Source organism: uncultured Corynebacterium sp., from assembly GCF_945649885.1.
Lineage (GTDB): Bacteria > Actinomycetota > Actinomycetes > Mycobacteriales > Mycobacteriaceae > Corynebacterium.
The window spans coordinates 1-21,276 of the sequence record NZ_CALZFS010000038.1 but is presented as its reverse complement, the minus strand read 5'-3'; the positions used below and the strand labels follow the sequence as shown (position 1 = coordinate 21,276).

Below are 21,276 nucleotides of genomic sequence, written 5' to 3'. Positions count from 1 at the left end.
ATGTGTCCCGCCTGGGCCCAACGCTGCAAAAGGCTGCCAACAAGACCAGCAAGATGCGTAATAAGCGCTTCAGCCCGGCAGGCAACCGCGTCATCCAGCTGACCCTGAAAAATGCTGACTCCGGGCGTATCCAGCGCGGTGAGGACTACTACCGCAACGGTAATGTCACCGGGGTCCAGATTCTGGAGGGGCGCGTCACCTGCAAGGTGGCAGGTTCTCAAAACGAACCCTTCGAGGTCATGATGACCTTCCCCTACCGCAGTGCGGACAGGATGCGCACCGCCTACAGCGGCATCGCGGAAACCACCAACGGCATGAAGCTGGTCAGGGAAGGGCATCTGACCTCCTCCATGCTGGATCAGCTGCTTGGTGAACCGGATGAATCCATCTACTATGACTGCTCCTGCCCGGACCGGTCCCTGGTGTGCAAACATGCTGTGGCCAGTGCCTACGTGGTCGCGGAGAAGATGACCGCCAACCCCGCCATGGTGCTGGACATCCGTGGCCAGGGCATGGCCGGCCTGGAAGCACTCATCGCCACCTACCACGCCAAGGTGGAGGAGGAGCCCGAGGACAATGAATCCTTCTGGGAGGGGAAGGTGCTGCCTGATCTGCCGGATCCGAAGGTCGCCCCGGCGATTGATGATTCCGATATCAACTACCTGCACAAGGCCCTACGCCTGGTGTCTTACACCTCTTTGGAGCAGCTGCGCGCCGTGAGCGATATCGAGGATATGTACGAGGTCCTCGTGGCTTCACATCCCACCGCGCGGCTTGATGACGACAGCTAGACAGGTTGGGGCTGGAGCTGGGCTGGTTGCAGTGGGTTACCCCCAGTGGGAAAACCTGTTCTGAACTGGGATAATACTGTTGTATTGAATTCAATGGCTTCCCGCTGGGGTTGCTGCTGTGTCCACCCCTTGTGCTGAGATGGAAAACATGACTGACACCATTAAGTTCCTTCATTCATCTGACCTCCAGATCGGAATGACGAGGTGGTTCCTCTCATCCGAGGCGCAGGCTCGTTTTGATGATGACCGCATCCGCTCCATTGAGAAGATGGGGGAGGTGGCTCGGGCACATGGGTGCCGGTTCATCGTGGTGGCCGGCGATGTTTTCGAACACAACTCCCTCCACCAACGCACGACAGGCAGGGCACTGGATGCGTTGAAGGCACTGCCTGTGCCTGTTTATCTCCTGCCCGGAAATCATGATCCTCTCACGGCGGATTCCATCTTCTACCGGGTGGAGAACATTGAGGGCGTCACCGTGCTCAAAGACACCAGCGTGGTGGAGGTGCTTCCCGGTGTGGAGATCGTCGGTGCACCACTGTTGACCAAGACGGCCACCACGGATCTGGTGCGGGCGGCACTGGATCCACTCAAGCCCACGGAGAAGATCAGAATAGCGGTGGGACACGGGCAGGCGGAATCACGTAGTGCCGAAGCCAGTGCGGACCTCATTGATCTGCAGTTCGTGGAATCAAAACTTGCCGACGCCACCATCGACTACCTCGCCCTGGGGGACACCCACTCAGCGCAGCCAGTGGGAAGCTCTGGAGGTGTGTGGTTTTCAGGTGCGCCGGAGACCACGGACTTCCATGACCTTGACCCCACCCGCAAGGGCGGAGAGACCAACTCCGGCAATGTACTGGTGGTGACCGCCTCCAAGGGCCATGCTGAAGTGGAGGAGGTCCGCGTGGGCAACTGGGTCTTTGAAGCTCTGTTTAGGGAAGTCACCTCCGATGAGGATATTGAGGAGTTCCTGGACATCCTGCGTGCCTATCCCGATAAGTCCCGCACCGTGATCAAATATGGCCTGCGCGGCACCATCACCCTGGAACAGAACCGCAGGTTGGAGGAAGGCATCGCAGAACTCGAGGATGTCTTCGCCTCCCTGAAGCCCCGTGACCGCACCACTGACCTGGTATTGGAACCTGATGATGAAGAACTGTCCAACCTGTCGGTGGCCGGTTATGCAGCAGAGGCATTGAGCGAACTTGTCGATGCCGTGACTGATGGCCCCGCATCCGAGGTTGATCGCGATGCCCTCAACCTGATGTTCCGTCTGAGTAGGGAGAACTAGACACATGCTCATCCACTCGATCACCATTAATAATTTTCGTGCCATTGAGCAGCTGGAACTTGAAAACATCCCGGATTCCGGGGTCATTGTCATCCACGGTGATAATGAAAAGGGTAAGTCCTCAATCTTGGAGGCCATCCAGATTGTTCTCACTGAGAAACATGGTGCCAGGAATAAGCTCACCCGTGCTGTGAAACCCGTGGACCGTGATGTCCCGGTACGCATCAGCCTGGAATTATCCGTGGGGCCCTACCGGATGATCATCACCAAGCAGTTTTTGAAGAGCCCCAGTTCAGAACTGCAGATCCTGGAACCACGCTCGGCCAACTACACCAGCCGGGAAGCCGATGCCCAGCTGGATGAGATCCTGGAAGGCCACCTGGACAGATTCCTGCTGGATACCCTCTTCATGCGTCAGGGTGATGTGGATGCGGGTATCAATGCCGTGGGAATCCCTTCACTGACCAGCGCGTTGAATGATCAAAATGGTGGCACGGCAGAAGATGGTGCAGAAGACACCGCCCTCATGGCTGCTGTTGAAGCAGAATATGCCACCTACTTCACCAAACGTGGGAGTCGTACCACCAGCTATGAACAGTTCTTCACGGCGGTGGAGCAGCACCAGAAGGAACTGGATGAAGCACGGGCGGAGATCTCCACCCTGGGAGCCCAGGTTGATCGTGTGGCACGCCTGGAACAGGATCGCGATCTAGCTCAGAAGAAACTTCCTGAGGCCGAGGCGGAACTCGAGGTCCGCCAGACCGAATTTGAGGCTGCAGTCAAGGTCAAGGCGCAGGCGGAAGATGTGGATAAGCGCTTGGAACGCGCAACCACAGATCATCGTCTTGCGGAAAAACAGCAGGCTGACCGCGCTGATCTGCGTGCCCGTGCGGAGAAGAGCCGCCTGGTGGTGGAGGAACAACACGCCAAGGTGGCGCAAGCCACAGAGGCTGCTGAGCAGGAGAAGAACACCATCACCGAGCGGAGCAACGCCTTGGAGCAGGCGCGCGCGGAGGAGGCCACAGCCATTGAGGCGGTGAAAGCTGCACGCAAGGTGGTGGACACACTCAGCCAGAGCGCACGCTGGTTGGAACTCAAAGAACTGATCAACAGCATTGATGAGCTGGATCAGCAGTTGTTGGAACTGCGGACCACACAGGCAGCTGAAGCCACGGTGACCACTGCTGATGTAGACGCACTGCAGAAGATCACCGAAGAGGTCAAGGTCAACCGCGCCCTCAGCCAGTCCCGCGGCGCCCACATTCGTTTCACTGCCGAGCAGTCAGCTGAGCTCATGATTGACAGTGAGGCCCACACGGTGGATTCTGCCGGCCACACGGTGGATCTGGACCGCGAACTCACCATTGAGGTCGGTGGGGTGACCATGGTGGTCAATCCCGGCAAGATGATCACCGACAGCCAGGTGCAGTTGGAATCTGCTGAGGCTGACCGTGCGGAACTGCTGGACAAACTCAACGTCGACAGCATGGAGGAACTACGCGGACGCCTTGCGGTCCAGCAGAAACTCACCGCGGATATTGAGGCACTGGTCAAGGACCGTGCGCGCATCGCCGGGGGAGCACCCACCGATATTGACACCCTGCGCGCAGAACATGCAGCCCTGGAATCCCGCAACACTGATGACCTCGGTGACCTCACCCTGGATCAGGCCCGCACCCAGTTGACGGAGGCTGAAGCCCACCGCGACCAGGCCGGTGAAGCCGTCAAGCTTGCCGACGCCTCTCTGGATGCCCTCCGTCAGCAACCGGCAGACCGCGCACTGACCGTGCTGTCCACCCAACTCGAGGGCTTGAGCGATAATGCCGCTGCCACCTTGTCAGATGTTCAACGTGCGGAAGAAGACCTCAGCGATGCCGACATCTCTGCTGCCGTGTCCCGCTGCCAGGAGGACCTGGAAGCCCTGAAGCAGGAGAAAAAACAGATTGACGCACACCTGGCCCAGAGTGACCCCGTGATGGCGGAACAACTCCTGCGTGGTGCAGAAGCCAACGTGGAGGCCTACCGGTCAGCGATTTCCGGAGCGGCTGTGGAACTGGCACGTTTGGAAAGTCATATCCAACTGGCCGCCGGTGCCTCAGAACGTCATGCTAAAGCACATGCCGCCCTGGAAGCAGCAGAGAACCGCCTGGCGTCCATCCAGCGCCGGGCCAATGCAGCACAGCGTCTGCGTGAGGTGATGATCCGTCACCGGGAAAGCTCCCGCAAGCGTTATGCAGCACCCTTTGCCGATAAACTTGCCCGCCTGGCAGCCCGGGTCTTTGGTGAGGAAACCGGCTTCGGCCTGGATGATCAGTTGTCCATTGCCACCCGTTCTATCGGCAGCCGCACGGTCAACCTGGATCACCTCTCTGGAGGTGCCCAGGAACAGTTGGCCATCCTGACCAGGTTTGCTATCGCTGACCTGGTGGCAGATTCCTCCACCCATGGTGTGGTTCCGGTCTTCATCGATGATGCCCTTGGCAGTACTGATCCGGTCCGGCTCACGCGAATCTCCACACTGTTTGGTGAAGCCGGCCGTGATGGTCAGGTGTTCGTGCTGACCTGTGTCCCGGAGCGCTATAACTATGTCTCCCCGAAGATCATGTATGACATTGACAGTTTGAAGAGCAGGGTGTGATGACAAGACCTCTGGCCCCCACATCTATGTGTGGGCCAGAGGTCTTTGGTGAAGGAGAGAGGCTTATGCCTGCTTGATGGCGGAGCCGTCGATCTCGATCTTGATCTTCTCGGAGACCAGGACGCCACCGGTGTTCAGAGGTGCGTTCCACTCGAGGCCGAAGTCCTTGCGGTTGATCTCGGTGGTTGCCTCAAAGCCCAGGCGGGTGTTGCCGAACGGGTCCTCAGCCACGCCGCCGACCTCAACGTCGAGAGTGACGGACTTGGTGGTTTCTTTAACGGTCAGATCGCCGGTGACGGTGCCTTCGCTCTCGTTCTTGATGTTGAAGGCGGTTGCCACGAAGGTCATCTCAGGGAATTTCTCCACGTCGAAGAAGTCCTCGCCCTTGACGTGGCCGTCGCGGTCACCGTTGCCGGTGGTGAGAGAAGCGGTCTTGATGACAACCTTGGCGGAGGAGTTCTCCTGGTTCTCAACGTCGACGACGATGTTGGAATCGTACTCGGTGAACTCACCACGGACCTTGGTGATCATTGCGTGACGTGCAATGAACTTGATCTCGGTGTGGGAAGCGTCCAGGATCCAGTTACCATTCAGGTTGCTCATGTCATTCCTTTGCGTTGAGTGTGTATGTCACCGGGGAAATGTGACCCCGGTTAAATTCGAGAATACCGATCTTCTCCAAGCTGTGCTCTCTGAAGCGGTTCGATTACTACCCTAACAGACATTGATGATGTGTCAACAAGAAATGGGAAACATGTTGAAACATCAACATGTTTTCGCAGGTCAGGGTGTGAATAAAATTCCTGCCACGGGATATGTGAAATGTGGGGAAGGGGCGGGTTATGGGCTAGCCTTTGAGTATATTTTCAAAAAGTAACTAAGGTATATGACATGACAACACCTAGATGGCTCAATGATGATGAGCAGAAGCTTTGGCGCCTCATCCTTGCTGCAACACGCAAGATGGACCGCACACTCGATGAGACACTCCAGGAAGATCACGAGCTCACCACCTCTGAATACTCGGTACTGGTGAGCCTGTCCGAGTCAGGCGACAGTGATGTCCGACTCCGGGATCTCTGCAACTCCCTGGAATGGGACCGCAGTAGAACCTCCCACCAGATCACCCGCATGGACAAGAAGGGGCTGGTCTCCAAGGTCAAGTGCGAGGGCGATGCCCGCGGAGTGATTGTGGAGCTGACCCCGGAGGGCGAGCGACGCCTCAGGCAGGCTGTACCTGCCCACGTCGAAACGGTTCGCCGCACTGTGTTTGACCCGATGACCCCAGCTCATGCTGAGGTATTGCGTGATTACCTCACCGCGGCACTCAACTCAGGCGCCTGCCATGAAGGGAGGGAGGAGCTGTAGTGAGATCCCCTAGGGGATGAATAGGGGGCCTTCCCTGATGTGCTGGCCCTTCCAGGCGTGGATAATGGTGTTTATTAAGAAAACAATCATTCCCTCTGGAAAAGGAGCTGTCCACCATGGCTGCAAATAACTCATTCAACCACGCGATCGACACCGCATCGGCCCACGCACGAGCTCTGCGGCGCAGTGCCACCAACCGTTGGATCGGTGGTGTCGCCGGTGGACTTGCAGAAACCTACGGCTGGAACCCCGCACTGGTACGAGTAGCTTTTGTTGCCACCTTGCTCTTCCCAGTCCCCGGATCCCAGATCCTCATGTATGCGCTCGCCTGGCTGCTGATCCCCAAGCGTTAAAAGCTTCTGGGGCTGGTCAACGGACAACCCGCATGCTTGACTCCCTGGAAGATCAGGGGACCAGCATGCGGGTTGTGGTGTTTATGAGGAAAGACTGTGCCCTATAGGGTGGCGGCAGTCAACCGGTGGACACTCCGGGTCAGACGCGCAACGGATTCCTGATCATGTGAATAGAGATCCTTCAAGGACCAGCTCTTCTTCGGCGACAGCATTTCAAAGAGGGAGCTGATGGTCTGGGACTCGTCCAGGTTCTTGACGTCCTCACCGGACAGGGTGAGCACGGACAGGGTGAATGGCGAGGCATTGATGAACGGGATCATCACGGTTGTAGCACCATTGTCAAAGTGTTCGCGTGCGTCTGCGTAGATCTCTGCCAGACGTGTGGTGGAGGTGGTGGGAACCATCGGGGTCTGTGGACCCAGGGTGTCGGCGGTGATCAGATCCTCACGAATAGATTTCTGATTGAGCGCCTGAAAATACACGGTCGCCGTCAGTAGTCGTAGCTCTGTTGCGCGCTTCTCGGCAGCATTACGAAATCTCACGATAAACCTTCCCAACATCCGGATAATTCTCTTATAACGGCTCGGGTGTTAGGTCACACAGTAACCTATCTTGATTTTTTAAGTAGAAACTCAGGAAGTAAACCGCCTCTGTGGAGGGGTTTGCTCTCACGACACCGTTAATCTCATCAGACTGTAACGTATTAGAAACATTTTCATGGCTTTAACACGCATTTGGTGACCAACACCATGTGTGAGTCTCGTAATTATGGGGACTAAAGCAGCCTAAAGTTTTGTATGTGGGTGCATATATGTGAAGAATATATTAAACACCAGGAAAAACTTTAAATTCCACTGAGGTCTTGCCTGGAATGGTGTCTCGCATTCGATGTGAACCCTTCGAGGAACCTCCGCTACTGAGGGTGCTCTTTATGTAATTTCATATCTGACAGGCAGACATGCAGCTCTTGTCCTGTGGCATGCGTGGAGATTTCTTGGAATAGGAATTTTATCAATACGCTTGAAGATGGAATTAAATACGAAATTAGGAACACAGAAGCGGTCACTGTTCGCAATATTGAAGCCGCAATGAAAAGGTTGGCATCTCTCCGAATCGTGCCCGTGAAGAGGGAAATATTGAGATTTTGTCAGTGGATGCTGCTTCTTTGAGTGCGCTTCAGGGGACTCACTCACGTTATTTTTCGCGTGTCTAAAATTTTAGAAGTTGATGGGGTCCTGGGCTGGTAGAAGGCTGATGGCAGAGACTCAACCCAGGGAGGCGGCTGTGCCAGGTTTTCGGGTTGGCCCTGCCTCCGGTCTGGTTGTGAGCCTTGCGTGCAAAAACACCGTGAACAGTGATTTTCCCTCACTGTTCACGGTGTTTTTATTGTGCCCCCGATAGGAGTCGAACCTACGACCTTCGGTACCGGAAACCGGTGCTCTATCCACTGAGCTACGGAGGCGAACCATCACCGTCAGGACTGTTAATGACCTGTTGACGACAACGGTGTGATTCTATCACCATCCCGGATTGGAAAGGCAACTAGGGGGTCGGGTTGAGGCCGGGGGAGGAGGTCGCGGTGGTGTTTCCGGTGCGGAGGTAGTCGATCAGGATGGTATTTACCGCGGGGTTCAGGCCTCCGGAGGTCTGGCCGTGGCCGGGGCCGTTGATGGTGACGGTGTGGGCATTCATCTTGGTGGCCAGTTCGCCGTGATGACTGTAGGGGGTCTGGGGGTCGTCGGTTCCCTGCAGGAGGAGTGGACGTACGGCCAGGTGGGAGCCATCGAGTGGCTGGAGTCCGCTGGAGGGGTGGATTCCGGAGCAGGCCATGCCGGAGGAGAAGAAGGTGGAGTAGGTGGTGAAGATGTCACCGGTGATGAAGCTGGCCCAGGCATTGCGTGGGATATCCATGGGGTTGGGTGCCACGGCGTTTTCATTGCACATCACCAGGCGCTGCATGTTGACACTGGCGTTCATTGACTGCTGGGTGTGTTCGTCGGCAGTGCCTGTGTTCAGGTCAGGCAGGGGTTGTTGTCCTGCGATCACGGAGACCAGGTCTGGCCAGGTGGAGGGCTGGGGGATGGTGCCTCTGGTCAGATTCAATAGTGGGCTGAGTGCCTGGTGGGTGCCGGGGTTGAGCATCTGGGTGGCAATGCCTTGGAGTGCAATGCCGGTGGGTGCCACGGTGTTCATCACATCGGCACCACCCTGGCCTGCCCAGGCAAGGGCTGGCGGGACATCGCCGACGCGTGCCGGTGGGGGAGCAACGGTGGGATTAGTGCCAGTTTCAGCAACGATCCTGTCGGACCACACCTGATAAACCGCCAGTGGGGTCTCACCCAGGCCATAGGTCTCATGGTGCTTGGCGGTCCAGGTGAAGAAGTCATGGAGGGAGTCGATATATCCCTGTTCCTGCAGCGCCATCACACCATTCCAGCCCTGACTGGGTGCCATGGCGGAGTCGAGCACCACGCGGTCGGTGTGGGCGGGGTAGCGGGTGGCGTAGACGGAGCCGAGGTAGGTGCCGTAGGACAGGCCGAGGATGGAGATCTTCTCCTCACCCAAGGCGATGCGTACGCGTTCCCAGTCATTGGCGGTGTTGTCGGTGGTCAAGCTGGAGGTGTATCCCGGTGTGCCTTGTTCGCAGGAGTCGCGGACAAAGGCGCCGGCACGGGTGAGCATGCTGATCTGGTCATAACCGGTGGCCGGGGTGGTGCAGTCCACGGGTGTGGAACCAACCATGCCACGGGGTTGCACGGCGATCAGGTCCCATTCCCTGTATAGCTCTACCGGCCAGTTCATGGCGGTGTTACCGAAGAAGGAGTAGGCGTCACCGCCGGGGCCACCGGCATTACCGAAGATGGTGCCTTGCTTGGCTGCAGGATCAGCGGCTGGAACCTTGACAAAACCAACGGAGATATCGCCCAGCCCAGGATCGGAGTAGTGCATGGGAACATCGATGCGTCCACACTGGGCAGTGCTGATATCAACCTGTGCGGGACAGTCCTCCCAGGTGATCTGAGACCCGGCTTGTGCGGACACCACCGGAGTACCGATAACAGCGACAGCCATGGCCACTGCGGAGAAGGCTGACAGGACACGGGTTCTCACAGAAATCATCCATACTCCAATGCTTGGGATTATGTGGGAGAGTTTATAGAAAAGTCGGCCTGGAGGGTGTGAAAGCGGTGGTGGGTGCACCGTTGGGCATATATAACCCCCTGTATTCTGTACGTGCAGTGTGCCTCAGCTAGAATTTCACCCCATGACACCAGCTGATCTCGCAACACTGATCAAGCAGACCGCGGTTGAGGTTCTCAACTCCCGCGATCTGGACACCTCTGTTCTCCCCGAGCAGGTTGTTGTGGAGCGTCCCCGTAATCCTGAGCATGGCGATTATGCCACCAACGTGGCACTGCAGGTGGCCAAGAAGGTCGGCGTGAATCCACGTGACCTGGCCACCTGGCTCGTGGAGGCTCTGGCTGCGGACGCCAACATCGACACTGCTGAGATCGCGGGACCGGGATTCATCAACATCCGTCTGGCTGCGGCTGCACAGGGTGAGATCGTGGCCAAGATCCTGGAGCAGGGGGAAAAGTTCGGTACCTCCGATCACCTCTCCCACCTTGATGTGAACCTGGAGTTCGTCTCCGCGAACCCGACCGGGCCGATCCACCTGGGTGGCACCCGTTGGGCTGCCGTGGGCGATTCCCTGGGCCGCACCCTGGAGGCCGCCGGTGCCAAGGTCACCCGCGAGTACTACTTCAATGACCATGGTCGTCAGATCGATCGTTTTGCCCTGTCGCTGCTGGCAGCGGCCAAGGGTGAGCCCACGCCTGAGGACGGTTACGGCGGTGAATACATCAAGGAGATCGCGGAGACGATCGTCGCAAAGCACCCTGACGCCCTGGACCGCGCACCGGAGGACACCCAGGAGCTCTTCCGCGCAGAGGGTGTGGAGATGATGTTCACGCACATCCGTGAATCCCTGCACGAGTTCGGCACTGACTTTGACGTCTACTTCCACGAGAACTCCCTATTTGAGTCCGGCGCTGTGGACAAGGCCGTGCAGAAGCTCAAGGACAATGGCAACCTGTACGAGAAGGACGGTGCCTGGTGGCTGCGTTCCACCGATTTTGGTGATGACAAGGACCGTGTTGTCATCAAGTCTGATGGTGACGCCGCTTATATCGCAGGTGACATCGCTTATGCGCAGGACAAGTTTGAGCGTGGCCACAACCTGAACATCTACATGCTCGGTGCTGACCACCATGGCTACATCGCACGTCTGAAGGCCGCTGCGGCAGCCTTGGGTTATGCACCAGAGGGCGTTGAGGTGCTCATCGGCCAGATGGTCAACCTGGTGCGTGACGGCCAGGCCATGCGCATGTCCAAGCGCGCCGGCACCGTGGTCACCCTGGATGACCTGGTGGAGGCCATCGGCATTGATGCCGCGCGTTACTCCCTGATCCGATCCTCCGTGGACTCCTCCCTGGACATTGATCTCGGCCTGTGGGAATCCCAGTCCTCTGACAACCCGGTGTACTACGTGCAGTACGGCCACGCCCGCCTGTGCTCCATCGCGCGCAAGGCAGCCGAAGTCGGTGTCACCTATGACAACGCTGACCTCTCCCTGCTCACCCATGACCGCGAAGGCGATCTCATCCGTACCCTGGGTGAGTTCCCAGCAGTGATCAAAGCTGCCGCGGATCTGCGCGAACCACACCGCATCGCCCGCTACGCTGAGGAACTGGCTGGAACCTTCCACCGTTTCTACGACTCTTGCCACATCCTGCCCAAGGCTGATGAGGAGACCGCACCGATCCACTCGGCACGCCTGGCACTTGCCGCCGCCACCCGTCAGACCCTGGCCAACGCTCTTGCACTGGTTGGCGTATCCGCACCGGAGAAAATGTAATGAACGAAGGCAACCCAGCCGACCAGTTCAACGAGCTGCCCGCCCACGTCTGGCCACGTAACGCCGTGCGCCAGGAGGACGGTGTGGTCACCATCGCCGGTGTTCCACTGCCGGACCTGGCGGAGGAATACGGCACGCCCCTGTTCGTGGTGGATGAGGACGATTTCCGTTCCCGCTGCCGTGACATGGCCACCGCATTCGGTGGCCCGGACCGCGTGCATTACGCATCCAAGGCGTTTTTAAGCAAGACCATTGCGCGCTGGGTTGATGAGGAGGGACTGTCCCTGGACATCGCCTCCCGCAATGAGCTGGGCATCGCCTTGGCAGCCAGTTTCACGGGCGAACGCATCACGGCCCACGGCAACAACAAGTATGCTGGTTTCCTGCGAGCCTGCGTGCAGAACGGCGTGGGACACGTGGTGCTGGACTCCGCCCAGGAGTTGGAACTGTTGGACTATATTGCCGCAGGTGAGGGTAAGGTTCAGCAGGTCCTCATCCGTGTGAAGCCTGGCATTGAGGCACACACCCATGAGTTCATCGCCACCAGCCATGAGGACCAGAAATTTGGTTTCTCCCTGGCGTCCGGTTCCGCGTTTGCCGCAGCGCAGGCTGCCACCAACGCAGAGAACCTGGAGCTCGTGGGCCTGCACTGCCATGTGGGATCCCAGGTGTTCGACGCCAAGGGTTTCTCCCTGGCTGCCGAACGCGTGCTGGAGCTCTATTCCAAGATCCACAATGAACTCGGTGTGACCCTGCCGGAACTAGACCTGGGCGGCGGCTACGGCATCGCCTATACCGCCGCCGAGGAACCACTCAATGTGGCAGAAGTCGCCCATGACCTGCTCACTGCTGTGGGTAAGACCGCCGCCGAACTGGGTATCGAGGCACCCACCGTGCTGGTGGAGCCTGGTCGCGCCATCGCCGGACCTGCCGCTGTCACCGTCTATGAGGTGGGCACCATCAAGGATGTTTCTGTGGATGAGAACAAGAAACGCCGCTACATCTCCGTGGACGGCGGTATGTCCGACAACATCCGCCCTGCCCTCTACGGCTCAGAATACGATGCCCGCGTGATCTCTCGATTCACCGAAGGCGAGTCCATCAACACCCGCGTGGTGGGTTCCCACTGCGAATCCGGGGACATCCTCATCAACGATGAGGTCTACCCATCCGATATCGCCACCGGTGATTTCCTGGCACTGGCAGCCACTGGCGCCTACTGCTACGCCATGAGCTCCCGCTACAACGCCTTTGCGCGCCCCGCGGTTGTCTCGGTGCGTGCTGGTGCCACCAAGCTGATGCTGCGCCGCGAAACCCTGGACGATATCCTCTCACTCGAAGTCTAGAACCAGCGCTTATCGACGCATCCCAACACCCCTGCCGTACCCCGGCAGGGGTGTTGTGGTTTGCCGGGGTTAAGGGCTGCCGAAGGAGAAACCTCCCCGCCCACCGTCAGTACCGTCACCGCTGTCTTCGGGCCCTGCGGTGCATGCGTGCAGGACATCATGAATCTGGCATTAGGGGGGGGGCTTTCAAAAATACGGGAGTCCGCCGCATGCTCAACGCAGCGTCATCCCTGCTGTCTGTGGTGGTGCGGACGTAGGTGAAGAAACTCTCCAGTTTTGTTTCCCTGGCGGGATAGCCGCCAAGGAGCGGAGTTTCATCCATCCCGATCAGATGGCTGTGCAGCTGTTGGGCTTCAGTATCATCAAAGGAGATGATGCAGTCCTCTCCAGAAAAGTTGAGCCCCACTGCTGTGGCCGCAGGGGCAAGCAGAATGGAGATGGTGATCACGGCTGCGCGGGTTCACCGTGAAGCTTCTCGACGACTATGCCATCCCCTCCGCACACCCAGGATCAGAAACACACCACCAGGGCATCGCACAGATGGAGAAGACACTGGCCGAGATGCTCAGGATGGCAGGTCCTAAGGACACCGTGGTGGTACGCGGGAATGAACCGGGGGAATATCACACCGGCTCAGCATCACCTGAGGGAGGATAGATCATCAATCCGAAGCAGCACATCATCCATCTCGCCGGGCTGCCCACGCCCATCAGTGTTATTGGTCAACACCAGCAGTTTCGCACCATCCGGTGATCTGACCACGTCCCGGAGACGACCAAACTCGCCGGTCAGATAGGTGCGTGAAAAACCCCGATCAGATAGCGGCACCTCCCGGAGAGTCTGCCCACGCAGATTCGCAATGAAGATGGCGTCATCAGTAATCGCCATTCCACTCGGACTTGCCTCAGCAGGACGCCACTGCTGGACCGGGTCAATGAAACCATCCCTGGATGCCCTCCCCTCCACCACTGGCCACCCATAGTTCCCACCGGCGGTGATGATATTGAGCTCATCCCACGTACTCTGCCCAAATTCCGAGGCATACATCGTCCCCTCTGCATCCCAGGCAATACCCTGGGGATTCCGGTGCCCCATGCTGAACACCGGACTACCGGAGAAGGGATTATCAGCTGGGACTGAACCGTCATCAGGGTTGATCCGGAGGATCTTCCCCGCGAACGACTCCAGATCCTGAGCACTGTCCGGCCGATCAGTATCCCCCGTGGTGATGTACAGTCTTCCATCCGGACCGAATCCGATCCGCCCACCATTGTGGGTGGCGGCCTTCGGGATACCTGCAAAGATCACCTCAGCCTGGTCCAGACCTAGCGCGCCGGGTTCACCGGTCAGAGCCATCCTGATCACCCGGTTGTCACCGGCTGTGGTGACATAGGCGTAGAGGAAACCATCCTGGGCTGCGAGGCCAAGCAATCCGCCTTCGCCACCAGGTGCAGCTTCGGTGATGTGTCCGATGGCTCGTGTGTGCCCGCTGTCAGTGACTTCCAGGATGCGTGCCGCATCCCGTTCACTGACTAGAGGAGTGTCTTCGTGGAAGGTGACCGACCACGGTGCTGCGAGTCTGCTTGCCACACGGCTGGTTTCAACATCAGGAAAAGAGGATGATCCTGCCTCAGAGGATCCCAGGCTGGAGCTGCTCATGGTGGCGACTGTGGAGGAATCAACAGTTGTGCCTCCTGGACCACATGCGTTGAGTGTCATGACTGCTCCCATGCACAGGGCAGCAATCGGGATAATTCTGGTCATGGCCACCGTCACCTTCGATGAGGAGGTTTCGCTTAGGTTTGTAGGCACCAGCATAGGGGGCACGTGTCTCTTCTGTCCGGTGGTGTTTTCGCACAGGGTGTTCACTAAGAAAAAGAGGCCCTGCACCGTCAGCTCGGGGAAGATCTGACAGTGCAGGGCTGGAACCATGTGGGGCAGCGTCAGCTTGAGAGGAAGGATGAGCCTCCGTTGCCACCACCGCCGGTACCTCCGCCACCGCCGGTGAGTGTGAAGTTATATGTTCCTGGTTGGTTCGCGTCACAGGCATTCTGTAGCACACGGAACCATCGGCCAATCGCCTGTACCCCGGCAGGAAGGGAATCGCTGATGATCTCCTGGGCGATTGGGGAGAGCAAATCATCACCTTCACCTGGTGTGCCGATGTCGTCTGGGATATCAGGAGTTTCTCCCCTGGTGAATGTCATGTCATCAAAGGGGACCATGCCTGAGGCTGCCAGTGCTGTTCCCATGGCGATCAGGCCGGCTGCTTCATCCTCGTAGAATCCACGGTTGACACCCGCCTCATTAACGCGAGCCATTGCCTGACTGAGTTGCTCAGGATCTGCTGTGCCGGAATTGAGGTTTTGCACCAAGGTGTCGATGTCACCAGCCACTCCTGGTAATTCGTCCTTTACCCCCTGGGTTATGTCTTCACCCCAGTCTTTCATGATGGTTCTACCGAGTGCCCGGTCAGCCTCTGACATGCGGACCGTGCAGGTGTTGCCCTGGACTGTGAGGGTAGCGGCATGGGCCTGGGGCGCGATGAGTGTGGCGGCAGCCAGACTGAGAGCTGCTGAAATGCCGAAAAGAATTCTTCGGGTCTGCATGGGGTGTTCTCCTTGGGTCACATTCAGCTCCGTAGGGGAGTGGAGTTGAATGATTTTCTCACTAACCTCAGAATCTCCCAGTGATTCAAATCACTCAATACTGCAAAACTACTGCCAGCTGAAGTGGGGGCTGTTACCTCTGCCTTGTATGTGCTAGGAGGCGGTCGCGCCTTCGCTGCCATGCTGGTCTCCGTCGTTGTCGTCTCCGGTGGCGAGGGAGCATTAGAGCATGTGCACCAGACATGTTGTCAGGGGCAGCCAGTGCGCCAGCTTCAGTCAAGGGGGATCGGTTGTCCGTGTCTGCGTTATCCACGCGGTCCTTTGATTCACTGAGTTGCCGGGCAGACTCCGAAAGTCAGTATGGCGACGGGGTTGATGTCTTCTGTCGCATGCGGCAGTGCGTCTTTGGTGCCTTGGGTGATATTGCTGCACCATTCCAGCATGATGGCCTTGCCCTATGCCTGGTCAGCATCAGGCATGTCGACGTTGCACATGTCATCCCTGAATTTCCAAGGTGGTGGCATTGGCCTGGGTTGCAGCAAGTGGGGTGGGTGCCCTCTTTCGGGACCCCCTGTGAGAGTGCGCCGCCACTGGCCGATGGTCACGTATCATTTCTACTATGAAAGTAAAAGTGCTGACGGTGGATGAGCGGGAGGTGGTGAGGCTCGGATTTGAGAGCATGATTGCTCAATCCTCGCTCTGTACACCTGCTGGTTCCTGCAGTACTCCGCATGAGGTGCTGTGGTTGGCCATCTCCGCCCCCGGCGCCTTTGATGTGGCGCTGTTGGGCCTGCAGACCAGCATCAATCACACGCCTGTTGTTGAGCAGCTCATTGAGTTGGGGGTGCGGATTGTTCTTTTCAGGATCACCTCCGATCCCGAATTTCAGCGGCGTGCCATGGGGACGGGGATCTCTGCGGTTGTGGATCCCCGGACAACCTCGGCGGAGCTGGAAATGGTGCTCCACGGGGCTGTGGGTGCTGGGGCGGGGAAGATCTCTGCCGTTCCTACTGCAGGGGCGGTTCGACTATCGCCGCGCCAGCGGGAGGTTCTGGAGCTCTATGCGATGGGGGAGCCGGCTAAGCGGGTCGCGACGATCACGGGACTATCGCGAAATACTGTTCGGGATTACCTTGACCGGGTCCGGGCCAAGTATGCACTGGATGGTCGGCCGATTCTCACCCGTGTGGATTTTTATCACCGGGCCGTCGAGGACGGAGTCCTTCCGCCCTTCTCCGCAGCCGCACCAGGGTAGAAGTGAAAAACCACCCGGCCTTCATGATGTTGAAGGCCGGGTGGTGGTGGGTGTGTGGAATGCGACTGGCGGCGCGTTCCACACTGTCCGTTTCTCATGCTTTCCGCAGGTGGTTTTGTTTGCCACTAAAACCATCTTTAGGTTAGGGCATGATTCGGAAAAAGTCAGCATGATTGCTGTCAATTTTCTGGATTGAACCCAGAATGTGACCGTTTTGTCATCTGGGGGCTAGCTGCTGCCGAAGGTGTAGGGGTACGGCCCAGCTCCGTATGTCTGCGGGGTGTGCTTCCCGTGGGGCTGGAATGAGTCCGATATCGTTTCTTCAAACTGCTGAAACTTGATGATGGTGGCGTCATCGGGGCGGTGCGTGGCAACGGGGTCGTCGGGGCCGGGCGTGTTGCCGGATTTATGCTGGAGGGATTCCGGAGCTGATTCCCCGGGTGCTGCGAAGGCCTCTGAGTGGGGCGTGAGGGCGGCTGCGCCGGTGATGGTCACGGCGGCGGCTGAGGCGAGGTGTGTGCGGATCTTCATGGGGGGGCTCCTTGTAGGGCAAGGGCGATTAGGTACTGCGTCAAGTATATGATTCCAGCACGCTATTAGCAAACCTACTTTCATGCTCTGATGTGCTGAAATGCTGTTTTATGTCCACATGCTGCAGAAATGGTTGACATGTCCGCAATCTAATCGTCTGGCCATGTGGTGGCATTCATGGGGAGGTGTCCCGGAGGTGCCCCTCTTCGCGATTTCCGTGGGACAAGTTTCCTGTCCCTTTCCCGCCCCGTGGGGCACGGGTGGTGTCGACCCTGTGCGAGTGGACAGCTTGGTCTATAGTGACCTGGTAACCTTTTCCGTTCCGGTAGCCAGGTAGGCTGGCCAGGGAAATAAGGAAAAACCAGGCACAGCCACGATTATTTGGGAGAATCATGACCTCAGCACCTGCCCCTAGCTTCAATCCCGGTAAGGGACCCGGCTCATCCGTCGGAGTCGCTCTCCTTGGTTATGGAACAGTCGGCTCGGAGGTTATGCGTTTGATGACCGAGTATGCTGACGAGCTGGCCCACCGCATCGGTGGCCCCCTGGAGCTCAAGGGTGTTGCAGTTTCTGACAAGAGCAAGCCCCGCGAAGGCGTACCCGCAGAACTACTGACCGATGACGCCTTCTCACTCGTCGAGCGCGATGATGTGGATATCGTCGTCGAGGTGATCGGCGGTATCGATTACCCACGCAAGGTTGTCCTCGCAGCCCTGAAGGCCGGCAAGTCCGTTGTCACCGCCAATAAGGCACTGGTGGCAGCGCACTCCGCCGAGCTTGCCGACGCCGCCGATGAAGCCAACGTCGACCTCTACTTTGAGGCGGCAGTTGCCGCAGCCATCCCCGTGGTGGGCCCACTGCGCCGTTCACTTGCCGGTGATCAGATCCAGTCCGTGATGGGCATCGTCAACGGCACCACCAACTTCATCCTCGACGCCATGGACTCCTCCGGTGCCGGTTATGAGGAATCCCTTGCTGAGGCAACCCGCCTGGGTTATGCCGAAGCGGATCCCACCGCCGATGTTGAGGGCCATGACGCTGCTTCCAAGGCCGCGATCCTTGCATCCCTGGCATTCCACACCCGTGTCACCTCTGATGATGTCTACTGCGAGGGCATCAGCAACATCAGCGCAGACGACATCGAGGCTGCCAAGCAGGCCGGTCACACCATCAAGCTGTTGGCCGTCTGTGAGAAGATCACCGACAGCAAGGGTGAAACTGCCATCTCCGTCGGTGTGCACCCGACCCTCATCCCACGCGAGCACCCGCTGGCAGCGGTCAACAAGTCCTTCAACGCCATCTTCGTTGAGGCAGAGGCAGCCGGTCGCCTGATGTTCTACGGCAATGGTGCCGGTGGAGCACCGACCGCCTCCGCAGTGCTTGGCGACGTCGTCGGCGCCGCCCGCAACAAGGTCCACGGTGGTCGTGCACCAGGTGATTCCACCTACGCGAACCTGCCGATCGCTGATTATGGGGAGACCCCGACCCGTTACCACGTGGACATGGAGGTCGAGGACCGCGTCGGCGTCCTGGCCGACTTGGCCCAGATCTTCGCCGAGCGTGGCATCTCCCTGCGTACCATCCGCCAGGAGGAGACCGGTTCCGGTGCCCGCCTGATCGTGGTCACCCACCAGGCACGTGAAGCTGATCTGGCGTCCACCGTTGAGGCGCTCAAGGATCACTCGGTGGTGAAGTCCATCAACAGCGTCATCCGTCTTGAGAGGGGCTAGGAACTTTCACCATGGCGATTGAATTGAATGTGGGCCGCAAGGTCACTGTTACCGTTCCAGGATCCTCCGCGAATCTGGGACCGGGGTTTGACACCCTCGGGCTAGCACTGTCGGTCTATGACACCGTCGAGGTGGAGATCATCCAGTCAGGCCTTGAGGTTGAGGTCTTCGGCGAAGGGCAGGGTGAGGTCCCACTCGATGGCTCCCATCTGGTGGTCAAAGCCATCCGTGCCGGACTCAAGGCCGCTGATGCCGAGGTTCCGGGCCTGCGTGTGGTCTGCCACAACAACATTCCGCATTCCCGCGGGCTGGGTTCCTCAGCTGCAGCTGCGGTCGCCGGTGTGGCTGCTGCCGATGGGCTGGCGGATTTCCCGCTGACCCGGGATCAGATTGTCCAGCTGGCCTCTGCCTTCGAGGGGCATCCTGATAATGCCGCCGCCTCTGTTCTCGGTGGGGCGGTGGTCTCCTGGACCAACCTCCCAGTCGATGGCAAGAGCCAGCCTGAGTACAGTGCCGTGGGACTGAAGGTTCATGAGGATATCCGTGCTACCGCGTTGGTCCCAGACTTCCACGCCTCCACTGAGGCTGTGCGTCGGGTACTGCCTTCGGATGTCACACACATTGATGCCCGTTTCAATGTCTCCCGTGCCGCCGTCATGATCGTTGCTCTCCAGCAGCGTCCTGACCTGTTGTGGGAAGGTAGCCGTGACCGTCTCCACCAGCCGTACCGTTCTGATGTGTTGCCGGTGACCGCTGAGTGGGTCAATCGCCTGCGCAACCGCGGTTATGCTGCATACCTCTCCGGTGCCGGACCCACCGTGATGGTGCTGTCCACGGAGGCGGTCGCGGAGAACATTCTCGATGACGCCCGTGAGGCCGGCCTGCGTGTCATGGAACTTGATGTCGCAGAACCAGTACGCGTTGTGGTCAACCACGCATAAAACCAACACCTAAGCTGCTGTCTCCTCCATCAGGTAGGCAGCAGCTTTTCGGGGCACTTTTACTGCTGAGACAGCTGGACCTCACAGGTGCCCGGCGAGCTGAAGGGCTTGAGTTCCAAGGTGACCTTTCCGGTGTTCTGGAGGCTTTCCTCGATGAATCCACCATGCACGGCACAGATGAAACTGGAGGGGCGCTCACCCCCGATAATGAAGGGGCAGCTGTTGAGGAAGATGGAGACATCCCCGGCCTTCTCATCTTTCACCAGTGATGGTGGTGGGGTCTGCTTCATGGTGTTCTGATCGGTGGTGGGATCGAAACCCATGGTGCGCAGACGGTTCATCAGTGGAGACAGTGCCTCATTGAGCTGTTGGGTGTCGCTGGACTGGGTGCCCATGATGGTGGCCCACTGGGCACCCAGTGCCTTCGCCTTGGCCAGGGTCGCAGGGTCCTTCGGGGCATCAGAATCTGGATCGTCGAGCATGGAGGCCATCAGTTCAATGAGGGTGATGTACTCCTCGGCGACGGCGCGGTTGTCCGGAACACGGGTCTGGAAGATGAGGGAGGGGCGACCGCGGCCCTTGGCGGGAGCGGTGATCACGCGTACCGCGTCCTGGGCAACCAGTTCCTCCAGGTGCCCTCGCGCGGTGTTGACATGCATATTGAGTGATTCAGCCACCTCGATGGCACGTGCGCCCTCTGGGAAAGTCTGTAGAACGCCGAGGACTTCACGCTGTTTTGGGCTCAGCCGGTAGGACTCGGTGAAGAGTTCGGTGGCGGCCTGTGGGGCAGGGTTGTCATTCACGTATATCAACTCTCAGTGGGATTCTCAGGGGGACTCTGACCCTGATATCTGACTTTCTCAGGGCAGGGAGTGGAGGTCTCCTTTATGGGCGGTTTTAAATTTTTAAACCAAGATCAACACTTTTGATAAAATATTTTATCATATTAAGTACTGATTACCTCTAACTAAAAGGTCGCATGGGAAGAACTGTCCGGGGATCCAGATTAGTGTGACCATGCTGTCTGGCCCAAATAGACCGGTTTGAAACGTAAAAAACACCTTCCTGGCAGGGAAGGTGTTTTTGTGAAAAGCGGGAGGTGTTTAAGCTCCGTGCCAGCGGGCTTCGTCGTCAAGCTGGTTCTTGACTGAACGCACCGGTTCCCACGCGGTGTGGCGGTTACTGGTTCGTGCGGTGATGTCACGGGAACGGTAGACCACATACGGGCGGGTGGTGTAGCCGACCGGTGCGGAGAAGGCATGTACCAGGCGGGTGAACGGCCAGATGGCCATCAAGGTGAAGCCGGCCACGATGTGGACCTTGAACTCCCAAGGAACATCCATCATCAGTTCCGGCTGGGCGTTGAAGATCAGCAGCTGACGCAGCCACGGGGAGATGGTTTCGCGGTAGTCATATCCGTGCGCGCCACCGAAGACCTGGGTGGAGACGGTAGCGATGAAGCCGGACAGGATCGCCGCCCCGAGCATCACGTACATGACCTT

The 21,276-nt window shown here is 58.4% G+C and carries 20 protein-coding genes and 1 tRNA gene; 11 read left to right on the top strand and 10 right to left on the bottom strand.

The window, feature by feature from the left end; all coding sequences use genetic code 11:
* The first annotated feature begins 2 nt into the window (after nucleotides 1-2).
* The 3 genes from Q0M74_RS05980 (at nucleotide 3) to Q0M74_RS05970 (ending at nucleotide 4,723) form a co-directional block, all read left to right on the top strand.
* Nucleotides 3-791, top strand: a complete 789-nt coding sequence (locus tag Q0M74_RS05980; protein WP_293952443.1) for a 2-oxo acid dehydrogenase — start codon at nucleotides 3-5, stop codon at nucleotides 789-791.
* Nucleotides 792-939: 148 nt separating this feature from the next.
* Entirely contained in the window at nucleotides 940-2,085 is a 1,146-nt protein-coding gene (locus Q0M74_RS05975; RefSeq protein ID WP_293952441.1) for an exonuclease SbcCD subunit D, read from the top strand.
* A 4-nt stretch (nucleotides 2,086-2,089) separates the two neighbouring features.
* Nucleotides 2,090-4,723 carry an AAA family ATPase gene (locus Q0M74_RS05970; RefSeq protein WP_293952438.1) on the top strand — a complete coding sequence of 878 codons (2,634 nt, stop codon included), beginning with the start codon at nucleotides 2,090-2,092 and terminating at the stop codon, nucleotides 4,721-4,723.
* Nucleotides 4,724-4,786: 63 nt separating this feature from the next.
* Here Q0M74_RS05970 and Q0M74_RS05965 read toward each other — a convergent pair whose 3' ends face one another.
* Nucleotides 4,787-5,326, bottom strand: coding sequence for a YceI family protein (locus tag Q0M74_RS05965; protein ID WP_293952436.1), 540 nt, complete (start codon nucleotides 5,324-5,326; stop codon nucleotides 4,787-4,789).
* Between the two features lie 288 nt (nucleotides 5,327-5,614).
* Here Q0M74_RS05965 and Q0M74_RS05960 point away from each other — a divergent pair, with 288 nt between their 5' ends.
* Both Q0M74_RS05960 and Q0M74_RS05955 read left to right on the top strand, forming a co-directional pair.
* On the top strand, nucleotides 5,615-6,091 hold the full coding sequence (locus Q0M74_RS05960) for a MarR family winged helix-turn-helix transcriptional regulator (RefSeq protein ID WP_293952434.1): 477 nt from the start codon (nucleotides 5,615-5,617) through the stop codon (nucleotides 6,089-6,091).
* A gap of 116 nt (nucleotides 6,092-6,207) precedes the next feature.
* Nucleotides 6,208-6,444, top strand: coding sequence for a PspC domain-containing protein (locus Q0M74_RS05955; protein WP_293952431.1), 237 nt, complete (start codon nucleotides 6,208-6,210; stop codon nucleotides 6,442-6,444).
* A 101-nt stretch (nucleotides 6,445-6,545) separates the two neighbouring features.
* Here Q0M74_RS05955 and Q0M74_RS05950 read toward each other — a convergent pair whose 3' ends face one another.
* The 3 genes from Q0M74_RS05950 to Q0M74_RS05940 all read right to left on the bottom strand — a co-directional run bounded on the left by Q0M74_RS05950 (nucleotide 6,546) and on the right by Q0M74_RS05940 (nucleotide 9,516).
* Nucleotides 6,546-6,986 (bottom strand): hypothetical protein, encoded by a 441-nt coding sequence (locus Q0M74_RS05950; RefSeq protein WP_293952429.1) that lies wholly within the window; start codon nucleotides 6,984-6,986, stop codon nucleotides 6,546-6,548.
* Between the two features lie 847 nt (nucleotides 6,987-7,833).
* A tRNA-Arg gene (locus tag Q0M74_RS05945) sits at nucleotides 7,834-7,906 on the bottom strand.
* Nucleotides 7,907-7,986: 80 nt separating this feature from the next.
* Nucleotides 7,987-9,516: an alpha/beta fold hydrolase gene (locus tag Q0M74_RS05940; protein ID WP_366087914.1), complete on the bottom strand. Its 1,530-nt coding sequence runs from the start codon at nucleotides 9,514-9,516 to the stop codon at nucleotides 7,987-7,989.
* A 193-nt stretch (nucleotides 9,517-9,709) separates the two neighbouring features.
* Between Q0M74_RS05940 and argS the strand changes: the two genes are divergently transcribed.
* Nucleotides 9,710-11,362 (top strand): arginine--tRNA ligase, encoded by a 1,653-nt coding sequence (gene argS / locus Q0M74_RS05935; RefSeq protein WP_293952425.1) that lies wholly within the window; start codon nucleotides 9,710-9,712, stop codon nucleotides 11,360-11,362.
* Nucleotides 11,362-12,708, top strand: coding sequence for a diaminopimelate decarboxylase (gene lysA, locus Q0M74_RS05930; RefSeq protein ID WP_293952423.1), 1,347 nt, complete (start codon nucleotides 11,362-11,364; stop codon nucleotides 12,706-12,708). Before argS ends, lysA begins: the two co-directional genes overlap by 1 nt.
* Before the next feature lie 157 nt (nucleotides 12,709-12,865).
* Here lysA and Q0M74_RS05925 read toward each other — a convergent pair whose 3' ends face one another.
* Nucleotides 12,866-13,156 (bottom strand): hypothetical protein, encoded by a 291-nt coding sequence (locus tag Q0M74_RS05925; protein WP_293952421.1) that lies wholly within the window; start codon nucleotides 13,154-13,156, stop codon nucleotides 12,866-12,868.
* Nucleotides 13,157-13,173: 17 nt separating this feature from the next.
* Between Q0M74_RS05925 and Q0M74_RS05920 the strand changes: the two genes are divergently transcribed.
* On the top strand, nucleotides 13,174-13,365 hold the full coding sequence (locus Q0M74_RS05920) for a hypothetical protein (protein WP_293952419.1): 192 nt from the start codon (nucleotides 13,174-13,176) through the stop codon (nucleotides 13,363-13,365).
* Here the strand turns inward: Q0M74_RS05920 and Q0M74_RS05915 are convergent.
* Complete coding sequence (locus tag Q0M74_RS05915; RefSeq protein ID WP_293952417.1) at nucleotides 13,348-14,472, bottom strand: sorbosone dehydrogenase family protein; 1,125 nt, start codon at nucleotides 14,470-14,472, stop codon at nucleotides 13,348-13,350. The two genes, Q0M74_RS05920 and Q0M74_RS05915, sit on opposite strands and share 18 nt — an antisense overlap.
* A gap of 179 nt (nucleotides 14,473-14,651) precedes the next feature.
* Nucleotides 14,652-15,317, bottom strand: coding sequence for a hypothetical protein (locus Q0M74_RS05910; RefSeq protein WP_293952415.1), 666 nt, complete (start codon nucleotides 15,315-15,317; stop codon nucleotides 14,652-14,654).
* 619 nt (nucleotides 15,318-15,936) lie between these two features.
* On the opposite strand from Q0M74_RS05910, the gene Q0M74_RS05905 reads away from it, so the two are divergent.
* Nucleotides 15,937-16,572 (top strand): LuxR C-terminal-related transcriptional regulator, encoded by a 636-nt coding sequence (locus Q0M74_RS05905; RefSeq protein ID WP_293952413.1) that lies wholly within the window; start codon nucleotides 15,937-15,939, stop codon nucleotides 16,570-16,572.
* 228 nt (nucleotides 16,573-16,800) lie between these two features.
* On the opposite strand, the gene Q0M74_RS05900 is transcribed toward Q0M74_RS05905, so the two are convergent.
* Nucleotides 16,801-17,103, bottom strand: coding sequence for a hypothetical protein (locus Q0M74_RS05900; protein WP_293952411.1), 303 nt, complete (start codon nucleotides 17,101-17,103; stop codon nucleotides 16,801-16,803).
* A gap of 392 nt (nucleotides 17,104-17,495) precedes the next feature.
* On the opposite strand from Q0M74_RS05900, the gene Q0M74_RS05895 reads away from it, so the two are divergent.
* Both Q0M74_RS05895 and thrB read left to right on the top strand, forming a co-directional pair.
* Nucleotides 17,496-18,833, top strand: coding sequence for a homoserine dehydrogenase (locus tag Q0M74_RS05895; RefSeq protein WP_293952409.1), 1,338 nt, complete (start codon nucleotides 17,496-17,498; stop codon nucleotides 18,831-18,833).
* 11 nt (nucleotides 18,834-18,844) lie between these two features.
* On the top strand, nucleotides 18,845-19,774 hold the full coding sequence (thrB, locus tag Q0M74_RS05890; RefSeq protein ID WP_293952407.1) for a homoserine kinase: 930 nt from the start codon (nucleotides 18,845-18,847) through the stop codon (nucleotides 19,772-19,774).
* 59 nt (nucleotides 19,775-19,833) lie between these two features.
* Here the strand turns inward: thrB and Q0M74_RS05885 are convergent, their stop codons facing one another.
* Nucleotides 19,834-20,586, bottom strand: coding sequence for a metalloregulator ArsR/SmtB family transcription factor (locus Q0M74_RS05885; RefSeq protein WP_293952405.1), 753 nt, complete (start codon nucleotides 20,584-20,586; stop codon nucleotides 19,834-19,836).
* Nucleotides 20,587-20,877: 291 nt separating this feature from the next.
* The coding region (locus Q0M74_RS05880) for a respiratory nitrate reductase subunit gamma (RefSeq protein ID WP_293952403.1) at nucleotides 20,878-21,276 on the bottom strand (399 nt) is incomplete at its 5' end.